11 protein-coding genes and 1 pseudogene are annotated in these 15,545 nt (G+C 54.9%); 8 read left to right on the top strand and 4 right to left on the bottom strand.

The window, feature by feature from the left end:
- Nucleotides 1-80: 80 nt before the first annotated feature.
- The 6 genes and pseudogenes from AB8B76_RS02805 (at nt 81) to AB8B76_RS02780 (ending at nt 6,329) form a co-directional block, all read left to right on the top strand.
- A complete protein-coding gene (locus tag AB8B76_RS02805) occupies nt 81-1,574 on the top strand; it encodes a leucyl aminopeptidase (protein WP_405269972.1) in 1,494 nt (497 codons plus the stop codon).
- Nucleotides 1,571-1,999 carry a DNA polymerase III subunit chi gene (locus AB8B76_RS02800; RefSeq protein WP_405269969.1) on the top strand — a complete coding sequence of 143 codons (429 nt, stop codon included), beginning with the start codon at nt 1,571-1,573 and terminating at the stop codon, nt 1,997-1,999. The genes AB8B76_RS02805 and AB8B76_RS02800 overlap by 4 nt, the downstream gene beginning before the upstream one ends.
- Nucleotides 2,000-2,139: 140 nt before the next feature.
- Nucleotides 2,140-4,905 (top strand): valine--tRNA ligase, encoded by a 2,766-nt coding sequence (locus AB8B76_RS02795; RefSeq protein ID WP_405269967.1) that lies wholly within the window; start codon nt 2,140-2,142, stop codon nt 4,903-4,905.
- 47 nt (nt 4,906-4,952) lie between these two features.
- The gene (locus AB8B76_RS02790; protein WP_405269964.1) at nt 4,953-5,165 is read left to right on the top strand and encodes a cold-shock protein; all 213 of its coding nucleotides are present in this window, start codon (nt 4,953-4,955) and stop codon (nt 5,163-5,165) included.
- Between the two features lie 346 nt (nt 5,166-5,511).
- Nucleotides 5,512-5,712: pseudogene (locus tag AB8B76_RS02785) on the top strand (cold-shock protein); the annotation flags it as partial.
- A gap of 2 nt (nt 5,713-5,714) precedes the next feature.
- The gene (locus AB8B76_RS02780) at nt 5,715-6,329 is read left to right on the top strand and encodes a class I SAM-dependent methyltransferase (RefSeq protein ID WP_405269961.1); all 615 of its coding nucleotides are present in this window, start codon (nt 5,715-5,717) and stop codon (nt 6,327-6,329) included.
- A 46-nt stretch (nt 6,330-6,375) separates the two neighbouring features.
- Here AB8B76_RS02780 and AB8B76_RS02775 read toward each other — a convergent pair whose 3' ends face one another.
- Nucleotides 6,376-7,662 (bottom strand): hypothetical protein, encoded by a 1,287-nt coding sequence (locus tag AB8B76_RS02775; protein ID WP_405269958.1) that lies wholly within the window; start codon nt 7,660-7,662, stop codon nt 6,376-6,378.
- Nucleotides 7,663-7,713: 51 nt separating this feature from the next.
- Here AB8B76_RS02775 and AB8B76_RS02770 point away from each other — a divergent pair, with 51 nt between their 5' ends.
- On the top strand, nt 7,714-8,541 hold the full coding sequence (locus AB8B76_RS02770; protein ID WP_405269955.1) for a TatD family hydrolase: 828 nt from the start codon (nt 7,714-7,716) through the stop codon (nt 8,539-8,541).
- The gene (gene rapA / locus AB8B76_RS02765; protein ID WP_405269952.1) at nt 8,541-11,282 is read left to right on the top strand and encodes an RNA polymerase-associated protein RapA; all 2,742 of its coding nucleotides are present in this window, start codon (nt 8,541-8,543) and stop codon (nt 11,280-11,282) included. The genes AB8B76_RS02770 and rapA overlap by 1 nt, the downstream gene beginning before the upstream one ends.
- Here rapA and AB8B76_RS02760 read toward each other — a convergent pair.
- The 3 genes from AB8B76_RS02760 to AB8B76_RS02750 all read right to left on the bottom strand — a co-directional run bounded on the left by AB8B76_RS02760 (nt 11,279) and on the right by AB8B76_RS02750 (nt 15,539).
- Nucleotides 11,279-12,046, bottom strand: a complete 768-nt coding sequence (locus tag AB8B76_RS02760) for an SDR family oxidoreductase (RefSeq protein WP_405269949.1) — start codon at nt 12,044-12,046, stop codon at nt 11,279-11,281. The genes rapA and AB8B76_RS02760 overlap by 4 nt on opposite strands.
- A complete protein-coding gene (locus AB8B76_RS02755; protein ID WP_405269946.1) occupies nt 12,046-13,920 on the bottom strand; it encodes a DUF3604 domain-containing protein in 1,875 nt (624 codons plus the stop codon). Before AB8B76_RS02755 ends, AB8B76_RS02760 begins: the two co-directional genes overlap by 1 nt.
- A 95-nt stretch (nt 13,921-14,015) precedes the next feature.
- Nucleotides 14,016-15,539 (bottom strand): acyl-CoA carboxylase subunit beta, encoded by a 1,524-nt coding sequence (locus tag AB8B76_RS02750; protein ID WP_405269943.1) that lies wholly within the window; start codon nt 15,537-15,539, stop codon nt 14,016-14,018.
- Nucleotides 15,540-15,545 lie beyond the last annotated feature (6 nt).

Below are 15,545 nucleotides of genomic sequence, written 5' to 3'. Positions count from 1 at the left end.
CGTAATTAGGCGTCTTGATAGTTCAGTTTGCACGCCGTTCATCTTACACTAGGGATTCTTATCTTTTAGAGAGAATTACCATGGCTGCAATTCGTTTCTCCGTCGCCGATCCCCAAAAAGCTTCTGCCAAGCGCACGCAATGCGCAGTCCTTCCCGTGGGCAACACTCTGCGACTCAGTGATGCCGGGCGCGCTCTGGAAAAAGACAGTTCCGGCGTTCTTGCAGCAGCCCTAAAGGCAGGGGAGTTTAAAGGGAACGTAGGTGAGACAATGCTAGTACACAGCCCTGGCACCGCAGAGCGTATACTCCTAGTGGGGGTGGGCGATGGCAAACTGGCGCGTGACGGCTATCTGAAAATGAGCCGCACACTGGCTCGGGCTCTTCTTTCGAGCAAAGCCAGTGATGCTCAAATGCATATGGGCTCCCTGAAAGTGAACAGTAGCGATTGGGACTGGCTCTGCCAGCGCATCGCAACGGATCTGGTCTATCACGGCTACCGCTACGCTCTCACACTGTCCAATCCCAAACCAGCCCCTGCTCTGAGCCGCTTTGTGCTTCTAACTGCTGACACTGCGCTTGCACGACGAGCCAAATCAGCCCTCAACCGCGGATCGAAAGCGGGCACCGGCATTAATTTGGCTAGGGAACTGGCGAACACACCAGCGAATTACTGCACCCCCGAGCACTTGGCCAAAGAGGCGAGAAAACTTGCTCGAGGCAACGATAAAGCCAGCTGCAAAGTACTCAACGAGAAGACCATGGCCGAGTTAGGCATGCATTCTCTGCTGTCCGTCACCGCAGGCACAGCTACGCCCGCAAAACTTATTGTTTTGGAATACAAAGGTGGCAAGCGCGGTGACGCGCCTCACGTACTTGTAGGCAAAGGCATTACCTTCGACAGCGGCGGAATCTCACTCAAGCCCGGCGCCAAAATGGATGAAATGAAGTTTGATATGGGTGGCGCCGCGAGCGTGCTGGGCACCATGCAAGCCGTTATGGACATGGCACTGCCACTAAACATTGTCGCTATCATCGCTGCGGCAGAGAATATGCCGAGTGGAACCGCTACAAAGCCTGGCGACGTAGTTACATCTATGGCGGGCATCACCATTGAAGTATTGAATACCGATGCCGAGGGTCGCTTGGTTCTCTGTGATGCCCTCACGTACGCAGAACGTTTCAAGCCTGCAAGTGTGGTTGATATAGCCACCCTCACAGGGGCCTGTGTTGTTGCGCTGGGAAGCCACGCCTCAGGCTTGTATGCAAACGATGAAAAACTCGCTGCCCAACTCCTCGATGCAGGCACCACCAGTCATGACCGAGCCTGGCGCATGCCGCTGTGGGACGACTATCAACGACAGCTCGACAGCAATTTTGCGGACATGGGGAATATTGGTGGCCCCGGAGGCGGAAGCGTTACTGCCGCGTGCTTCCTGTCTCGCTTTGCCACGAAGTACAACTGGGCGCATCTGGACATCGCGGGATCAGCGTGGGATTCAGCACCGAAAGGAGCGACTGGTCGACCCGTGGGCTTGCTGACCCAGTATCTCTGTGACCGAGCGTCGGCTGCTTGACCCGCGTCGGCTTCTACATTATCGAGAATACTGATGCTGACAGTCGTCCCCGCCTAGCTCTTCGCCTAGCCGAGAAAGCGCATAAACGAGGGCATCGAATCTTCATCAATAGTGAAACCGAAGCACAAGCCAGGCAGCTCAACGAGCTGCTCTGGAGCTTTCGACCCGCGAGCTTTCTGCCCCACGCACTCAGTTGTGATGATGCCAATGAGCAAATCTGTATCGGTTGGGGACAGGAACCTCAGGGCCATGACGATTTGCTCATCAATCTGCAAACCAGCGTGCCGGATTTCATTGGACGCTTTCAACGGGTTGCCGAATTAGTGAATCAGGAACCCGCCAGGCTCGAAGCCCTCCGCGACTCCTGGCGACACTACCGAGAGCGGGGCTACGCGTTGGAAGAACATCGCCTCCCCAGCGTATAATCCGCGATCTTTTATGAGGCACTGCACAAGCACACTTTCCAGCAGCAGCTAACCACCCATTAACGCCAGCGCACTGGCAGGCAAAGTTTCGGCACAGGGCCGACGCTTGCCGCGACTCTCGTGAGACCTACAGACTAGCTATGGACAAGACATTTCAACCCGCCGATTTGGAACAGCGCTGGTATAAGCGCTGGGAAGAAGCGGGCTATTTTGCCCCTCAGGGAGGTGATGAACCCTACTCCATCATGATCCCACCACCCAATGTCACTGGCAGCCTGCACATGGGCCACGGCTTTCAGGAAACCATCATCGATGCCCTCGTGCGTTATCACCGTATGGCGGGCTTTGACACACTGTGGCAGGTAGGTACCGATCATGCCGGCATTGCAACGCAGATGGTCGTAGAGCGTCAGTTAGCTGCAGAAGGCAAAGATCGTCACGAAATCGGTAGAGATGCCTTTATCGAAAAAATCTGGGACTGGAAAGCGACATCGGGCGGAACCATTACACAGCAGTTACGTCGCCTCGGTGCTTCTCCCGACTGGTCCCGAGAGCGTTTCACCATGGACGAGGGGCTATCGAAGGCGGTTCAGGAGACCTTCATTCGTCTCTATAAAGAAAGGCTCATCTACCGAGGTCAGCGATTGGTCAATTGGGACCCAGCTCTGCACACGGCAATCTCAGACCTGGAGGTTCTATCGGAGGAAGAACAGGGCAAAATGTGGCACTTCCGCTATCCCCTAGCGGACGGCTCAGGACACCTTACTGTGGCGACCACTCGACCGGAGACAATGTTGGGCGATGCCGCTGTGGCCGTGCATCCTGATGACGAACGCTATGCCCACCTGGTTGGTAAAGAAATTGAATTGCCTCTCTGCGATCGTCGCATCCCCATTATCGCGGACGACTATGTGGACCCCGAATTCGGCACGGGCTGCGTAAAGATCACACCAGCCCACGATTTTAATGACTATGAAGTCGGTCAACGCCACGACTTACCGCTGCTGAATATCTTTGACGACGATGCTGCCATCAATGATCAAGCGCCGGAGTTTTACCGCGGCATGGATCGCTTCACCGCTCGCGAGAAAATCGTCGAGGACTTACGCCACCTTGGTCTTCTCGAAAAAATCGACGACCACGTTTTGAAGGTGCCTCGCGGTGATCGCAGCGGGGTTGTCATCGAGCCTTACCTCACGCAGCAATGGTATGTAGATGCGAAAGCTCTGGCGGGCCCCGCCATCGAAGCTGTAGAAAGTGGGCAAATAGAATTTGTCCCCAAACAGTGGGAGAACACGTATTTTGCCTGGATGCGCGACATTCAGGACTGGTGTATCAGTCGGCAACTCTGGTGGGGACATCGTATTCCCGCCTGGTTTGATGCCGAGGGCAACATCTATGTAGGTACTGATGAAGAGAATGTTCGCAAAGAATACGGTCTGGACAACAGCCTTCCACTACATCAGGACGAAGATGTACTCGACACCTGGTTCTCTTCCGCCCTATGGACGTTTAGCACCCTTGGTTGGCCTCAGGATAACGAGCTACTCCAGCGATACCACCCTACCAGCGTTCTGGTAACCGGCTTTGACATCATCTTTTTCTGGGTTGCCAGGATGATCATGATGACCCTGCACCTGCGAGGTGAAGTCCCCTTCAAACAGGTCTATGTGCATGGCCTGGTGCGGGACGCCGAGGGCCAGAAGATGTCCAAGTCGAAAGGCAACGTCCTCGATCCTATCGACCTTATTGACGGCATTGATCTGCAAAGTCTGGTAGAGAAACGCACCTCCGGCCTCATGCAACCACAGCAGGCCGAGCGCATTCGCGAAGCAACACTCCGCCAGTTTCCAGATGGTATCAACGCCTATGGAACCGACGCCTTGCGGTTTACCTTTTACTCTCTCGCGGCGACAGGGCGTGACATTAAGTTCGATATTGGCCGCATAGAGGGCTTTCGCAACTTCTGTAACAAAATATGGAATGCGGCACGCTTTGTACTCATGAACTGCGAAGGCAAAGACTGTGGGATAGACGACAATCTACCCGTCACCTTGGGCACTGCAGAGCTCTGGATTGAAAGCGAACTCCAGCGTGCGCTGGAACGGTTTAGGAAGTCCATCATTACCTACCGCTTTGATTTGGCGTCTCAGGCGCTCTACGACTTTATTTGGAACGAGTACTGCGACTGGTATCTTGAGCTGTCAAAGGTCGCCCTGCGGGATGAGAGTGATCCTGCTGTAGCCCGCGGCATTCGAAGAACATTGATCCGGACGTTGGAACAGAGCCTCCGTGCGCTCCACCCTTTGATGCCCTATATCACCGAAGAGATCTGGCAGAGCGTCGCCCCTCTGGCGGGTGCAAAAGGACCAACGATCATGCTCCAAGCGTTCCCGGTCGAGGATGCCGAGCGCATCAATGAAGCCGCCGTGGCAGACATCGAGTGGCTGAAAAGCTTTGCCCTTGCAGTTCGAACTATTCGCGGAGAAATGAATATCCCGCCAGGCAAGCGCCTGCCTGTCCTTCTGCGCGAAGGCGACGAAGAGGACCCCCGCAGGATCACTTCTCTGGAAACGCAGCTGAAACAGCTCACAGGCCTCGACAGCATTGAGTGGCTCAAGAGCGAAGCACCGGCGAGTGCAACGGGACTGTGCGGAAAACTGGAAATTCTGGTGCCTCTAGCCGACCTCATCGATCGTGACGCTGAGTTGGCGCGACTGGGCAAAGAAGTCGAAAAGATCCGTGGTGAGTTGAAACGGATACAAGGTAAGCTGAATAATGCAGGCTTTGTGGCAAAGGCCCCTCCAGAGGTCGTCGCAAAAGAGCAGGAAAAACTGCAGTTTCAGGAAACAAACCTCGAAAAGCTGCTGTTGCAGCGGGAACAGTTAAGTAACATCTCTACCTAGACTGGCCAGAGAGTCAGCTATAAAAATGTAACACCGGAGAAGCGCAAATGAGCGAGAAAATGAACGGCACGGTTAAGTGGTTTAACAATGCCAAAGGTTTTGGATTTATTACAGGGGAAAGCTTCGATGGAGATGTGTTTGTACACTTTCGCTCCATCCAGGGAGATGGTTTTAGAACCCTGAACGAGGGCGAAGAAGTCGAATTCACGTTGACCGAAGGACCCAAGGGTCTGCAGGCCGAAGACGTCGCCAAAATTTAGTTACTCGCCCTGAGGGGCGACCACCTTCACTTTAAGGAGTCTCATGTCTATTCCAGGCAAAGTGCTGATCGCCTTGTTATCAGCACTCGCAGTTTCAGCTTTCGCTACCACCTTCTATGAAAGCCATACCATCGGCAGCCTTTTCCCGGCCGCAGCCATCGCAGCCCTACTCGCAGTGTTACTTAGTCACCGCGCCCTTCCCATGCCTGCGGGCCTGAGCAGTAGTACCCCCGCGGCGGATAAGCCAGCAAAACCCACCAAGAACAAGCCTGCAAAAAAAACCAAGGCTGAAAAGAAGCCTGAGAAAAAGTCCAAGAAAGCACCGGAAAAAACAGCGGGCAAGGCTGAAACCGGCACGGTCAAATGGTTTAACGGCACCAAGGGCTTCGGTTTCATCATTCGCGAGAACGGTGAAGAAATATTCGTACATCATCGCTCGATTGTTGGCGAAGGTCGTCGCAGCCTCCGTGACGGCGCAGCTGTTAAATACAGTGTTGTCACCACAGATAAAGGCCCTCAGGCGGAAGAAGTCGAGGCGATTGATTAAGAATGGCCGCTCTGCAGCAACATCGCTATAGGGGTGTCATCCTCCCAACATCGAGTCACCCGGAGATTCGACGGACCAAGCGTGAACAGGATGCCCCATCCATTCACGGCAACAAGCTATGGAAATCAAGCTGCCTGGTGATCGACTATCTGCATAAGAATCCAGAGCCTATCCCCGAAAAGGTGTTGGATGTGGGTTGTGGCTGGGGCATCGGAGGTATCTGGTGCGCAAAGCGATTTGGAGCCTCAGTCACCTCAGTCGACGCGGATCCGAACGTGTTTCCCTTTCTAGATGTGACGGCGGAGCTCAACGGCGTAAGAACTCAATCTCGCGTAGCGAGGTTTGAAAAGCTTAACGGCAAGTTCCTTCGCGACTTTGACACCTTGATAGCCGCAGATATCTGCTTTTGGGATGAGCTTGTAGACCCCGTGAGTAACATGGTCAATCGTGCCCTGAAAGCGGGGGTGAAGCGCATCATTATTGCAGACCCGGAGCGCCCAACGTTCCATGAAATGGCAGAGCGTTGCGTCGACCGCCACGGCGGTGAAGTCCTCGAATGGAGAACCAAGGGAAGCCTGGCAGCCCGAGGTGCTCTTCTGGTGATCAATAACTACTAGAGATTTAACCTCGCTTTCAGGCTTGGATTTACCTAGTTACTTACCGTCACCTTTGAATCAACTTGTAGCGGGCCTCAACGTTTTCGCTGGATATTATTCGGCCGTCCTCCATCGCGGGACGAAAGCGCGTTGTTTGAATGTATCGCTGCAGTAAGACCCCGGAGCGTGTCTGACCGGGACCCTTGGGTGCGACATGCGCTATCGCTCTACCGTCCTCTCGGACTTTAAGACGCACCAAAAAAAGACCGTCACCCTCCTCCTGACCGGATTCCCGGAATACGCCGTTGTCAGGCAAGGGCACCGGCGTGGAAAACCATTCCACAGCAAGACTCTTCAGGCCAGCGACCTCAAGATCACGCCAAAGCTCCTCATAAACACCACGGGCCTCTCGAGAGGACCCGTGCCATTGAAGCCAGTCTGCCAGTGCAAGCTGCGTTTCAGCTCGAAGCTCCAGATCTTCAGGTGGAATCACCTCAAGTAGATCTTCGAGCAACCTTCGTCCAGCAGGACGAACTGTTCGTTGAAGGTTTTCGAGGCGCTCCTGCTGCAAATTAAAGTCCCTGGGGTCATCCGCACTACTGGGAAATCTCGTCCTACGATCGCGATAAAAGGGTTGCGGCTCAACTAGATCCTCAATCAGATAAAGCGTTTTCAACTGGCTAAAAGTGGCATCTTTGAATCGCAGGTAGTCGACTCCCCGCTCGCCAGACACAAGGGTTTGCAGTAGATCTTCATGCATTCCATAAAGGTCTAGCAGACGAGTCACGAGGTCTCTATCTAAGCCACGGCGAAGCACTTCTCGCTGCCAACGCAGATACTCCATGGTGGCGCTCCAACGCAGCCCATCCCAAGGTGGCTGGCCTGAGCCATACAAACGGAAAAAATAGTTGTAGCGCTCGTCCAGGGCTGCGAAATCACCTTCCCGACGCAAGCTATCTAACATCGCCCTCAACACCGGTCTCTGCGCTACGCTATACAGTCCATCATTAACACGTATCAGATGCAGTGCTCGCTCGCGGCTTTTGCGCGCCGCTGCAATATCTCCCATCGCTTCCTGGGCACGCGCAAGGGCATCCAGCGTCTCCGCCAGGCTCATGGCATAAGGGCCGTCGCGATATTCCTGTTCGATAAGTCTTTCACTCAGCGCGCTAATAAGCGCCGCTGACTGTTTACCACTGGAGGTTGATAACGGCGTAGCAGGATCTGGCGACGTTTCATCGGGCCAGACTTGCTCAGCCTCGACGAAGTACTTGCCATAAGGCCCCCCGGCCGCCGGTGCGAACGGGCTCGCAAACGTCAGCAGGCCAGCGATGAGTAACGGTAATAGACGCATAGAGGCGATATAATGACGGAACTTTATGCCTGATACACCTTCTTAACGCCCATGAGCAAAAAACAACGACGGGATATCCCGCGCTTCGCGCATCCCATTATTGAGACCCATTGTCACCTCGACTACCTGGAGCCAGGCGGTCTCTCTGAGGAACTACTCAACGCCCGGGATGTGGGCGTCGAAAGAATCATCACGATCGCAGTGAGTCCAGACAATCTCGACAAAGTTCAGGCCATAGCGCAGCGTGAAGATCGTGTGTACTGCACTCAAGGCGTGCACCCCCACGAGGCTGAGAACTACACCCAAGAAGTGGACTCACGTATTCGTGAGGGAGCATCTGATCCGAAAGTTGTCGCTATTGGCGAGATAGGCCTCGATTACTACTACGATCACGCAGATCGAGGCGTTCAACGTAAGGTCTTTGCAGACCAATTGGAGATCGCCGCTACCTGCGATCTACCGGTCGTGATTCATAGCCGCGACGCTGACGAGGATATGCGGGCGATTTTGTCAGAGCATCTGGATCGTTTACCTAAGCGGGGTGTTATTCACAGCTTTAGCTCAGGGCTGTCTCTGGCTGAATTCGCGTTGGACGCGAATTTCATGCTCGGCTTCAACGGCATGGTGACTTTCAACCGCGCTGACAACGTGAGAGACGCCGTTGCAATCACGCCCGTAGACCAGCTCCTGCTGGAAACAGATGCCCCCTATTTGACCCCAGTGCCTTATCGCGGACGCAGCAATGGGCCGCGCTATCTCCCCTTCATCGCAGAAAAAATTGCCGAGATAAAAGAAATGCCCATCGATGCCCTTCTCGCTCAATGCTACGCCAATAGCGAGCAGTTGTTCTTCACCACTTCTGACTCGGGGGCCGCTTGATGAGTTTTGCCATAGGTCAGCGCTGGCTCAGCCACGCAGACAGCGAGCTGGGTCTGGGAATAATCGTCGAGCTGGATGGGCGCCGAGTCAGCGTGCACTTTCCCGCAGTCGAAGAGGAGCGCACCTACGCCACAGAGAATGCACCTTTAACGCGGGTAAAACTGCGAGAAGGAGATGTTCTCCAAACGCGTGATGGACGTAAGCTTCAGGTGTTGGCCATCCATGAGGAACAAGAGCTCCTTATCTATGAGGTTGCCGGCGAAGGGCAACGGGAGCTGCTGGCCGAACTTGATATGGATGACCATATCGATTTAGCAACACCCAGACAACGACTCCTGGCTAGCCAGTACGACAGCCACGCGGCGTTTGCGCTGCGTATGGCTACCGCGCAGCACATTCATCGATTGCAACAAAGCGGTCTCCGCGGACTTCTTGGAACGCGCACGGCTCTACTTCCCCACCAACTATATGTCGCCAATGAAGTGGGCAAACGCCACGCTCCCAGGGTGCTGTTGGCTGACGAGGTTGGTCTGGGTAAAACCATCGAAGCCGGTATGATCCTGCATCGCCAGCTAATTAGCGGTGACAGTCGACGCGTGCTCATCATGGTTCCTGAATCCCTACAGTTTCAGTGGCTCGTCGAGATGCGTCGCCGCTTCAATCTCAACTTTGCCTTGTTTGACGAATCTCGCTTGAGCGAAAGTGACGACGGTGGCAACCCCTTTGAAGATGAGCAGCTGGTTTTATGTTCCACATCGCTTTTTCTAGACGCCAATGCGCGAGCACTGGCTTTAGATGCCGAGTGGGACATGCTGATCGTCGATGAAGTCCATCGCGTAGCTTGGAGCCAGGTTGAAGTCAGCGAAGAATTCCGTTTTTTACAGGACATGGCCGGACAGGTCCCTGGTTTGCTGCTGCTCACCGCTACGCCAGAGCAAGTAGGCCAGGAAGCACACTTTGCGCGTCTTGCACTCTTGGACCCGGAACGCTTTCACGACTTTGCAGCTTTTGAAGAAGAGGAGTCCCAGTACAAACGCTGGAGCTCGCTCATGGATGCTCTGGACCGTGGAGAAGATGTAGAAGGACTGCCATCTGATATCGACCCGGACGCATCGCCTGAACGACAGATTGCGGCTCTCCTGGATCGCTACGGAACCGGAAGGGTGCTTTTTCGTAACGCTCGGGCGAGCGTAGGCGGTTTCCCCACTCGCGAAATGCTCCCACACCCTCTTCCTGCGGTAGAGAACCCGATCTATCAAAACCTCTATCCGGATTTACACGTTGATACCGAGCTGTGGCTTCAGGAAGACCCCAGGGTGGCCTGGTTAGTGAATCAGCTGAAATCCCTGCGACCCCAGAAAGTTTTGGTGATTTGTGCCACAGCCGAAACCGCTTTGGCCCTTGAAAATTATCTCCAGCTCCGTGCTGGCATACGTTCAGCCGCATTTCATGAACAACTGAGTCTGGTCGAGCGAGACCGAGCTGCCGCTTACTTCGCCGAGCAGGAACAAGGCGCCCAAGCGCTTATTTGTTCCGAGATTGGCGGCGAGGGTCGTAATTTTCAGTTTGCCCAACATCTTATTCTCTTCGACCTACCTGAACACCCAGATCAACTGGAACAACGCATAGGACGCCTTGATCGTATCGGACAGAGAGATCGCATCTTTATCCACGTTCCCTACATCGAAGGAAGCGCACAGGAAACGCTCATGCGCTGGTATCACGAGGGCATTGATCTCTTTCGATCAAGCTGTTCAGCGGGCGATATGATTCTGAACCAATTCCGAGGCGCGCTAGACGAACAGCTCAGACACCAGAGCGATCGCTTCGATGAACTCTTGCAAGAGACCGCGCGATTCACCACTGACACGCGCAAAGAACTCAGCGAGGGTCGCGACAAGCTTCTAGAAAGAAGCTCTTGCAACACCGCACAGGGTTTATCCCTCGGCGTGGCTATCGGAGAGATCGAAGACCCGGAGCGCTTGGGTACCTTCCTGGAACAGCTCTGTGACGTCACGGGTGTTGAGCATGAGGAGCACAGCGAAAACAGCAGTGTCTTGCGTCGCGGAGAACAGGAGCTTCTGGAGATTTTTCCTGAGGTACCGGAGGATGGCTGCACCGTCACCGTTTCCCGGGAGCAAGCACTCCAGCGCGAAGATTGGATCTTCCTTGGCTGGGAACACCCGTGGATGGAGAATGCCATGTCTACAGTGCTCGGTAGCGCTCTAGGACAGGCAAGTGTCGGCGCCATGACTCTCAAGGGGGTACCGGGCGGCTCAAGACTCTACGAACTACTCTTCACTGTCTCCCTGAGTGCTCCGCGCGCGCTGGGGCTACAGCGCTACCTGCCTCTGGCGCCCCAGCGCATATTGCTCGACGCAAATGGCAGAGACCTTAGCAAGCTCTTAACGCACGAACGACTTAATGAGCGTGTGGAAAAAATTCCCCGCGGAACGGTCAGCAAGGTCGTGCGTCAATTGCGAGAAGAGATCGAAACGCGGATCGATGATGCGGAGCAGCACTTTGCGAGTGAACTAGAGTCCCGCCAAGCCCAGGCCGCGAAGCAGTACACTGAAAAACTGGACGAAGAAATAGTCCGACTTAGCTCCCTACGTCAGGTAAACCCAACTATTCGCGAAGAAGAAATCGAGAACTTAAAACTACGCAAAGAAGCCGGCCTCGCCGCGTTAGGGACTGCGCGAGCCACCCTACAGGGCGTACGACTCGTGATTACCCGCTAGGACGCCACGTCCTGACCACCATCTAGAACGAGCACGTGACCGGTCACAAAAGCCGATGCTCTGGAGCATAGGTAAATAGCAGACCCGGCCGCGTCTTCCGGCGTTCCAAGGCGCCTTCGGGGAATGGCTTTGGCCATTTCTGCCTCGTGATCCAGTAAATGCGCCGTCATTTTGCTAGGGAAAAAGCCGGGCGCAATGGCGTTCACATTGACATTATCCGGGGCCAGGTCCACTGCAAGCTGACGAGTAAGATGGTGCACCGCCGCCTTGCTAGCACTGTATGAGTAGTTCTGAAGCGCGGCGTAGGACAACCCGTTGATGGAACCTATATTGATTACACGCGAAGGATCTTCCTGACTTGCGGCCGCGCGCAGGGGCTCCAATAGAGCCTGGGTCAGAAAGAAAAGCGACTTTACGTTGAGATCCATGATCTTGTCCCAACCATTTTCTGGGAACTCATCTAGAGAGGCTCCCCAACTTGCGCCCGCGTTATTCACGAGGATATCGATCTTGGGCTCTCGGGACTTAAGTTCATTTGCGAACCCCTGGAGCCCCTCCACATCAGCCAGATTGCTCGGAATCGCTATACACTCGCCAAGTTTCGATAACTCGTCGGCCGTGGCCTGCAATTCTTCAGCGCGGCGGGCGGTGATATAGGTCCTTACACCATTCTCAACCAATCCTTGCGCGATCATCGCTCCGATCCCGCGAGAGCCCCCGGTAACAACCGCCACTTTCCCTGCTAAATTAAAAAGACTTTTCACTACGGAGAAACTCCTGTCGTTTGCGGCAGCTTGCCGCCAGGCCTAAGCCATATTGGTGAGCTGTAGGCGCGCTCTTGGATAGTATCCGGATGGCCCGGAGCTGAGTCCATTCCCAGAGCCAACGCGTCCAAAAATGAGTGGCGGGGGGTGGGTATTTGCAAGACTCGCGCATAGTAAAAGGCAGACTGCTTCGGATCAAAGCCCGGATCTTTCCACAGGGTAGACAGGCTCGCGGCACCAACGCGGTTATCAACAGCTCCGGTCTTTCTATCAACGGTATCTTCGATAGGTATTACGGAGCCGTCGGTGCGGCGTCTGGCGTCGTCGGACAAAGCGACGTCGAATACCTGTTCCTTGGAAACTCCTTCGGCTGTAATCCAGCCTTTCACAATTTGAATGCGGTCAAGTAAAGCGGCATCTGGGTCACGGAGCGCTTCGACATAGAACACCGGCTCCTGTCCTTCAGAGCTATCAATCACTGATCCCATGGGCAAACTCTCAGCGAGAATGCCCTCTAACTCTGCCGCACTAGGCTCCTCGCTCAGTGTCAGGGCAAAGCCCACATTGAAGCGTAAGGAAATTCGTGGGCCGCTGGTGGCGTAAACCTCGCGGCGTCGTACCGCCTCAATGATCGCTTCACGGGTGTTTTCTTTTGCCCAGACCGCCGCCAGCCCCGACGCCGACATGGACCATCCGTTCACGGTACCCGCGCTGCCAAATGCACCACCCTTGTTCTCCGGAATTGAGTCCGTGGCCATTTTTCCGTGAAAGTTATCTTCGCCCGCGCTGGACAGGCCAGTGTGGGCATCCGTCGAGCCGATGAACCCTAACTGGTAGGGATTCGCACCCAAGGCATTTTCCAACTCCAACCCTCGGCGCAATGCAGAACGCAGGTAATCTCCCGGTAAAGGCTTGTAGTCTTCTTTATCCCGCTGGATGTAAAACGGATAAGTCTCGAAGTCCGCAAACTCATCGTCGGGAGACAGTATGGGGTGAGTCTCTGAATCCCCTTTTATTTGGGTTATCTCCGCGATGGGCTCCCAACGCAGCCGCTGCCGAGCGTAATCCTCAGTCATCTCTTCACCACGAAGGGTCATTTCATCGAACATGACCCCTTTGGAAATATTGGAGTTGTGGGGGATAGCTACAAAGTTCACACCCGTCGCCTCCTCAACGCTGCCAAGGTAAGCCCAGAGGTCTTCCGGATAAGGACTGTCATCCATGCCAAAGGGCTCAAACTCGCGAGCACTTTGGGCGTCAGAATCACTGATAACTATTCGGTGAAGGTTAGCCCCGCCAGGAATCGTACTCCACTCCCAGGCGATAAGCGTTGTGAACGTGCCCGGCTGATAATAAGCGTCCGCAACATCGGCAATCGCCCGCCAGGTGCTGGTCTCCACCCCATCCATGCGGGGAACGGTGCTTGAAACCGCACTTGGGGGAATTCCATCGGAGGATGCTAATGCCCGTGCGGCGGCAATGGGGTCTTCACTCGCGGGTAACGCGGGACCAAACAAATCCCTCCCCTGTCGTTGATCGACCTTGCGACGAATAACTGATGTCGCTATCTGGGCTTTGATCTTTTCCCAGAAACTTAATCCATCCAGCTCTGGTCCCTCAAAATATAGATGTCGCATGATGCCCAGATACTCAGCGTGATCAGACACGGCCAGAAAATCCAAGGGCCGTTTTAGCTGGACTCGGGCCTGATGGTATGGGTGGGCAACAGGTTGTCCCATGGCAAAACGATAAGCGGTTGCCGGGTCTGCCCGAAGGTTATCGTTTAGAAAGGCATCAAAGGAGTAAGAGCTATGCAGATGAGTGTCGCCCCACAGCAGTTTTTTGTCAGACTCGGCCAGTGCAGCAATGCTCATGCACCCACCAAAAAGCACGGCAAACAACGCGAGAGTTGGGCCTGACAAACAAGGTGCTACCTGGACTCTCATAGATTTTCTCGTTGTATTTATTACTAGGATTGCCGATAAAGCGCATGAATCAATTGATCACGCGTATCTGCCGGGTCTATCACCGCATCGATTTCAAGGTGAGCAGCCGCCTCAAGGGCCTTGCCCTTGTCATAGAGTTCAGCAAGTAACTTGTCGAACAGTTTCTGCCGACCCTTAGGGTCACTCACTGCCTCGAGCTCTTTACGGAAACCCAAACGCACAGCGCCCTCGAGCCCCATACCGCCGAACTCCCCGGTCGGCCAAGCCGCCGCAAAATGAGGAACCGCAAAGCTACCTCCCACCAGTGCCATAGCCCCCAGACCGTAAGCCTTACGGAGAAACACTGCCAAAATCGGCACTCTCAATGACGCGGCACTCTCAAAAAGTGCCGACATTCGATGCACCGCCGCCTCCGACTCACTATCGGGACCGACCATAAATCCGGGCGTATCCACCAACGATATGACCGGAAGACCCGTACGATTGCAGAGATTCAGAAATCGAGACGCTTTGTCGGAAGCCTCGCTGTCTACGGCCCCACCTAATTGCTGACAGTCACTAGCCAGGACCCCCACGGCTCGGCCGTCAAGCCTGGCCAAACCGGTCACCACACTGCGACCAAACACCCGCCGCAGTTCCGTGAAACTATCAGCATCGAACAAGCGCTCAATCACATCGCGTACAGGGTAACCCCAGCGCCGGTCTTCAGGTAATGCCTCGCGCAAGGGTGTCTGATCCTGTGCAGCACCGGGACACACATCTCCCTGGAAGTACCACAGCACCCGCCGAGCCATCGCGGTAGCGTCAGCCTCATTGTCCACAAGAATATCGATAACACCATTCCGCCACTGCGTGTCCGCAGGACCGATTTCATCCGGGCGAAAACTACCCAGGCCGCCACCCTCAATCATTGCCGGGCCGGCCATACCTATATTCGATGCCCGGGTCGCTATTCGTATGTCTCCGGCGCCAAACAAGGCAGCATTGCCCGCGAAACAGTAACCATTGTTCACGACAATGCGCGGCATGCCCGTATCCAAGGATGCCCAGCTGGCGAACGTATCTACATTTAGTCCGGCGATCTGCGTGGTGACATCGGTGTCCCCCGGCCGGCCGCCACCACCCTCGGTATACATAATTACGGGCAAGCTTTGCCTCGCTGCAATGGAAAGTAGTCGGTCGATCTTCGCGTGATGAAAGAAGCCCTGGGTTCCGGCAAGAACGCTGTAGTCGTAAACAACCAGCGCTGCGCGACGTTCATCAACAGAAAAGTACTCGCCGTTCACCTCGCCAATACCTGTAATGACTCCGTCACCCAGGGTCTCTCGCTGCAGCTCTTCGTAGTCACGCCGCCGTCGTTGAGCCGCCACGGCCTGTGCGCCATATTCTACGAAAGCTCCCGTACCCAGCAGGTCGGCAAGGTTCTCCCGGGCAGTGCGAAACCCTTTTTTCTTGCGACGCGCCACCGCTTCGGGTCGCTGTGCATCACTGCCGCGGTCCAGCCGCTCCCTGAGCTCCCGTAGCTCCGGACGATCGCCCTCGCTCATATCAAC

Origin of the sequence: Congregibacter sp., from assembly GCF_045107095.1 — a bacterium.
Classification (GTDB): Bacteria; Pseudomonadota; Gammaproteobacteria; order Pseudomonadales; family Halieaceae; genus Congregibacter.
This window is presented reverse-complemented; position numbering and strand designations above follow the sequence as displayed.

Excerpts from the sequence above, each read along its gene's own strand:
- AB8B76_RS02805 (WP_405269972.1), top strand. The coding sequence starts at position 81 with ATGGCTGCAATTCGTTTCTCCGTCGCCGATCCCCAAAAAGCTTCTGCC.
- AB8B76_RS02795 (WP_405269967.1), top strand. The coding sequence starts at position 2,140 with ATGGACAAGACATTTCAACCCGCCGATTTGGAACAGCGCTGGTATAAG.
- AB8B76_RS02790 (WP_405269964.1), top strand. The coding sequence starts at position 4,953 with ATGAGCGAGAAAATGAACGGCACGGTTAAGTGGTTTAACAATGCCAAA.
- AB8B76_RS02780 (WP_405269961.1), top strand. The coding sequence starts at position 5,715 with ATGGCCGCTCTGCAGCAACATCGCTATAGGGGTGTCATCCTCCCAACA.
- AB8B76_RS02775 (WP_405269958.1), bottom strand. The coding sequence starts at position 7,662 with ATGCGTCTATTACCGTTACTCATCGCTGGCCTGCTGACGTTTGCGAGC.
- AB8B76_RS02770 (WP_405269955.1), top strand. The coding sequence starts at position 7,714 with ATGAGCAAAAAACAACGACGGGATATCCCGCGCTTCGCGCATCCCATT.
- rapA (WP_405269952.1), top strand. The coding sequence starts at position 8,541 with ATGAGTTTTGCCATAGGTCAGCGCTGGCTCAGCCACGCAGACAGCGAG.
- AB8B76_RS02755 (WP_405269946.1), bottom strand. The coding sequence starts at position 13,920 with ATGAGCATTGCTGCACTGGCCGAGTCTGACAAAAAACTGCTGTGGGGC.
- AB8B76_RS02750 (WP_405269943.1), bottom strand. The coding sequence starts at position 15,539 with ATGAGCGAGGGCGATCGTCCGGAGCTACGGGAGCTCAGGGAGCGGCTG.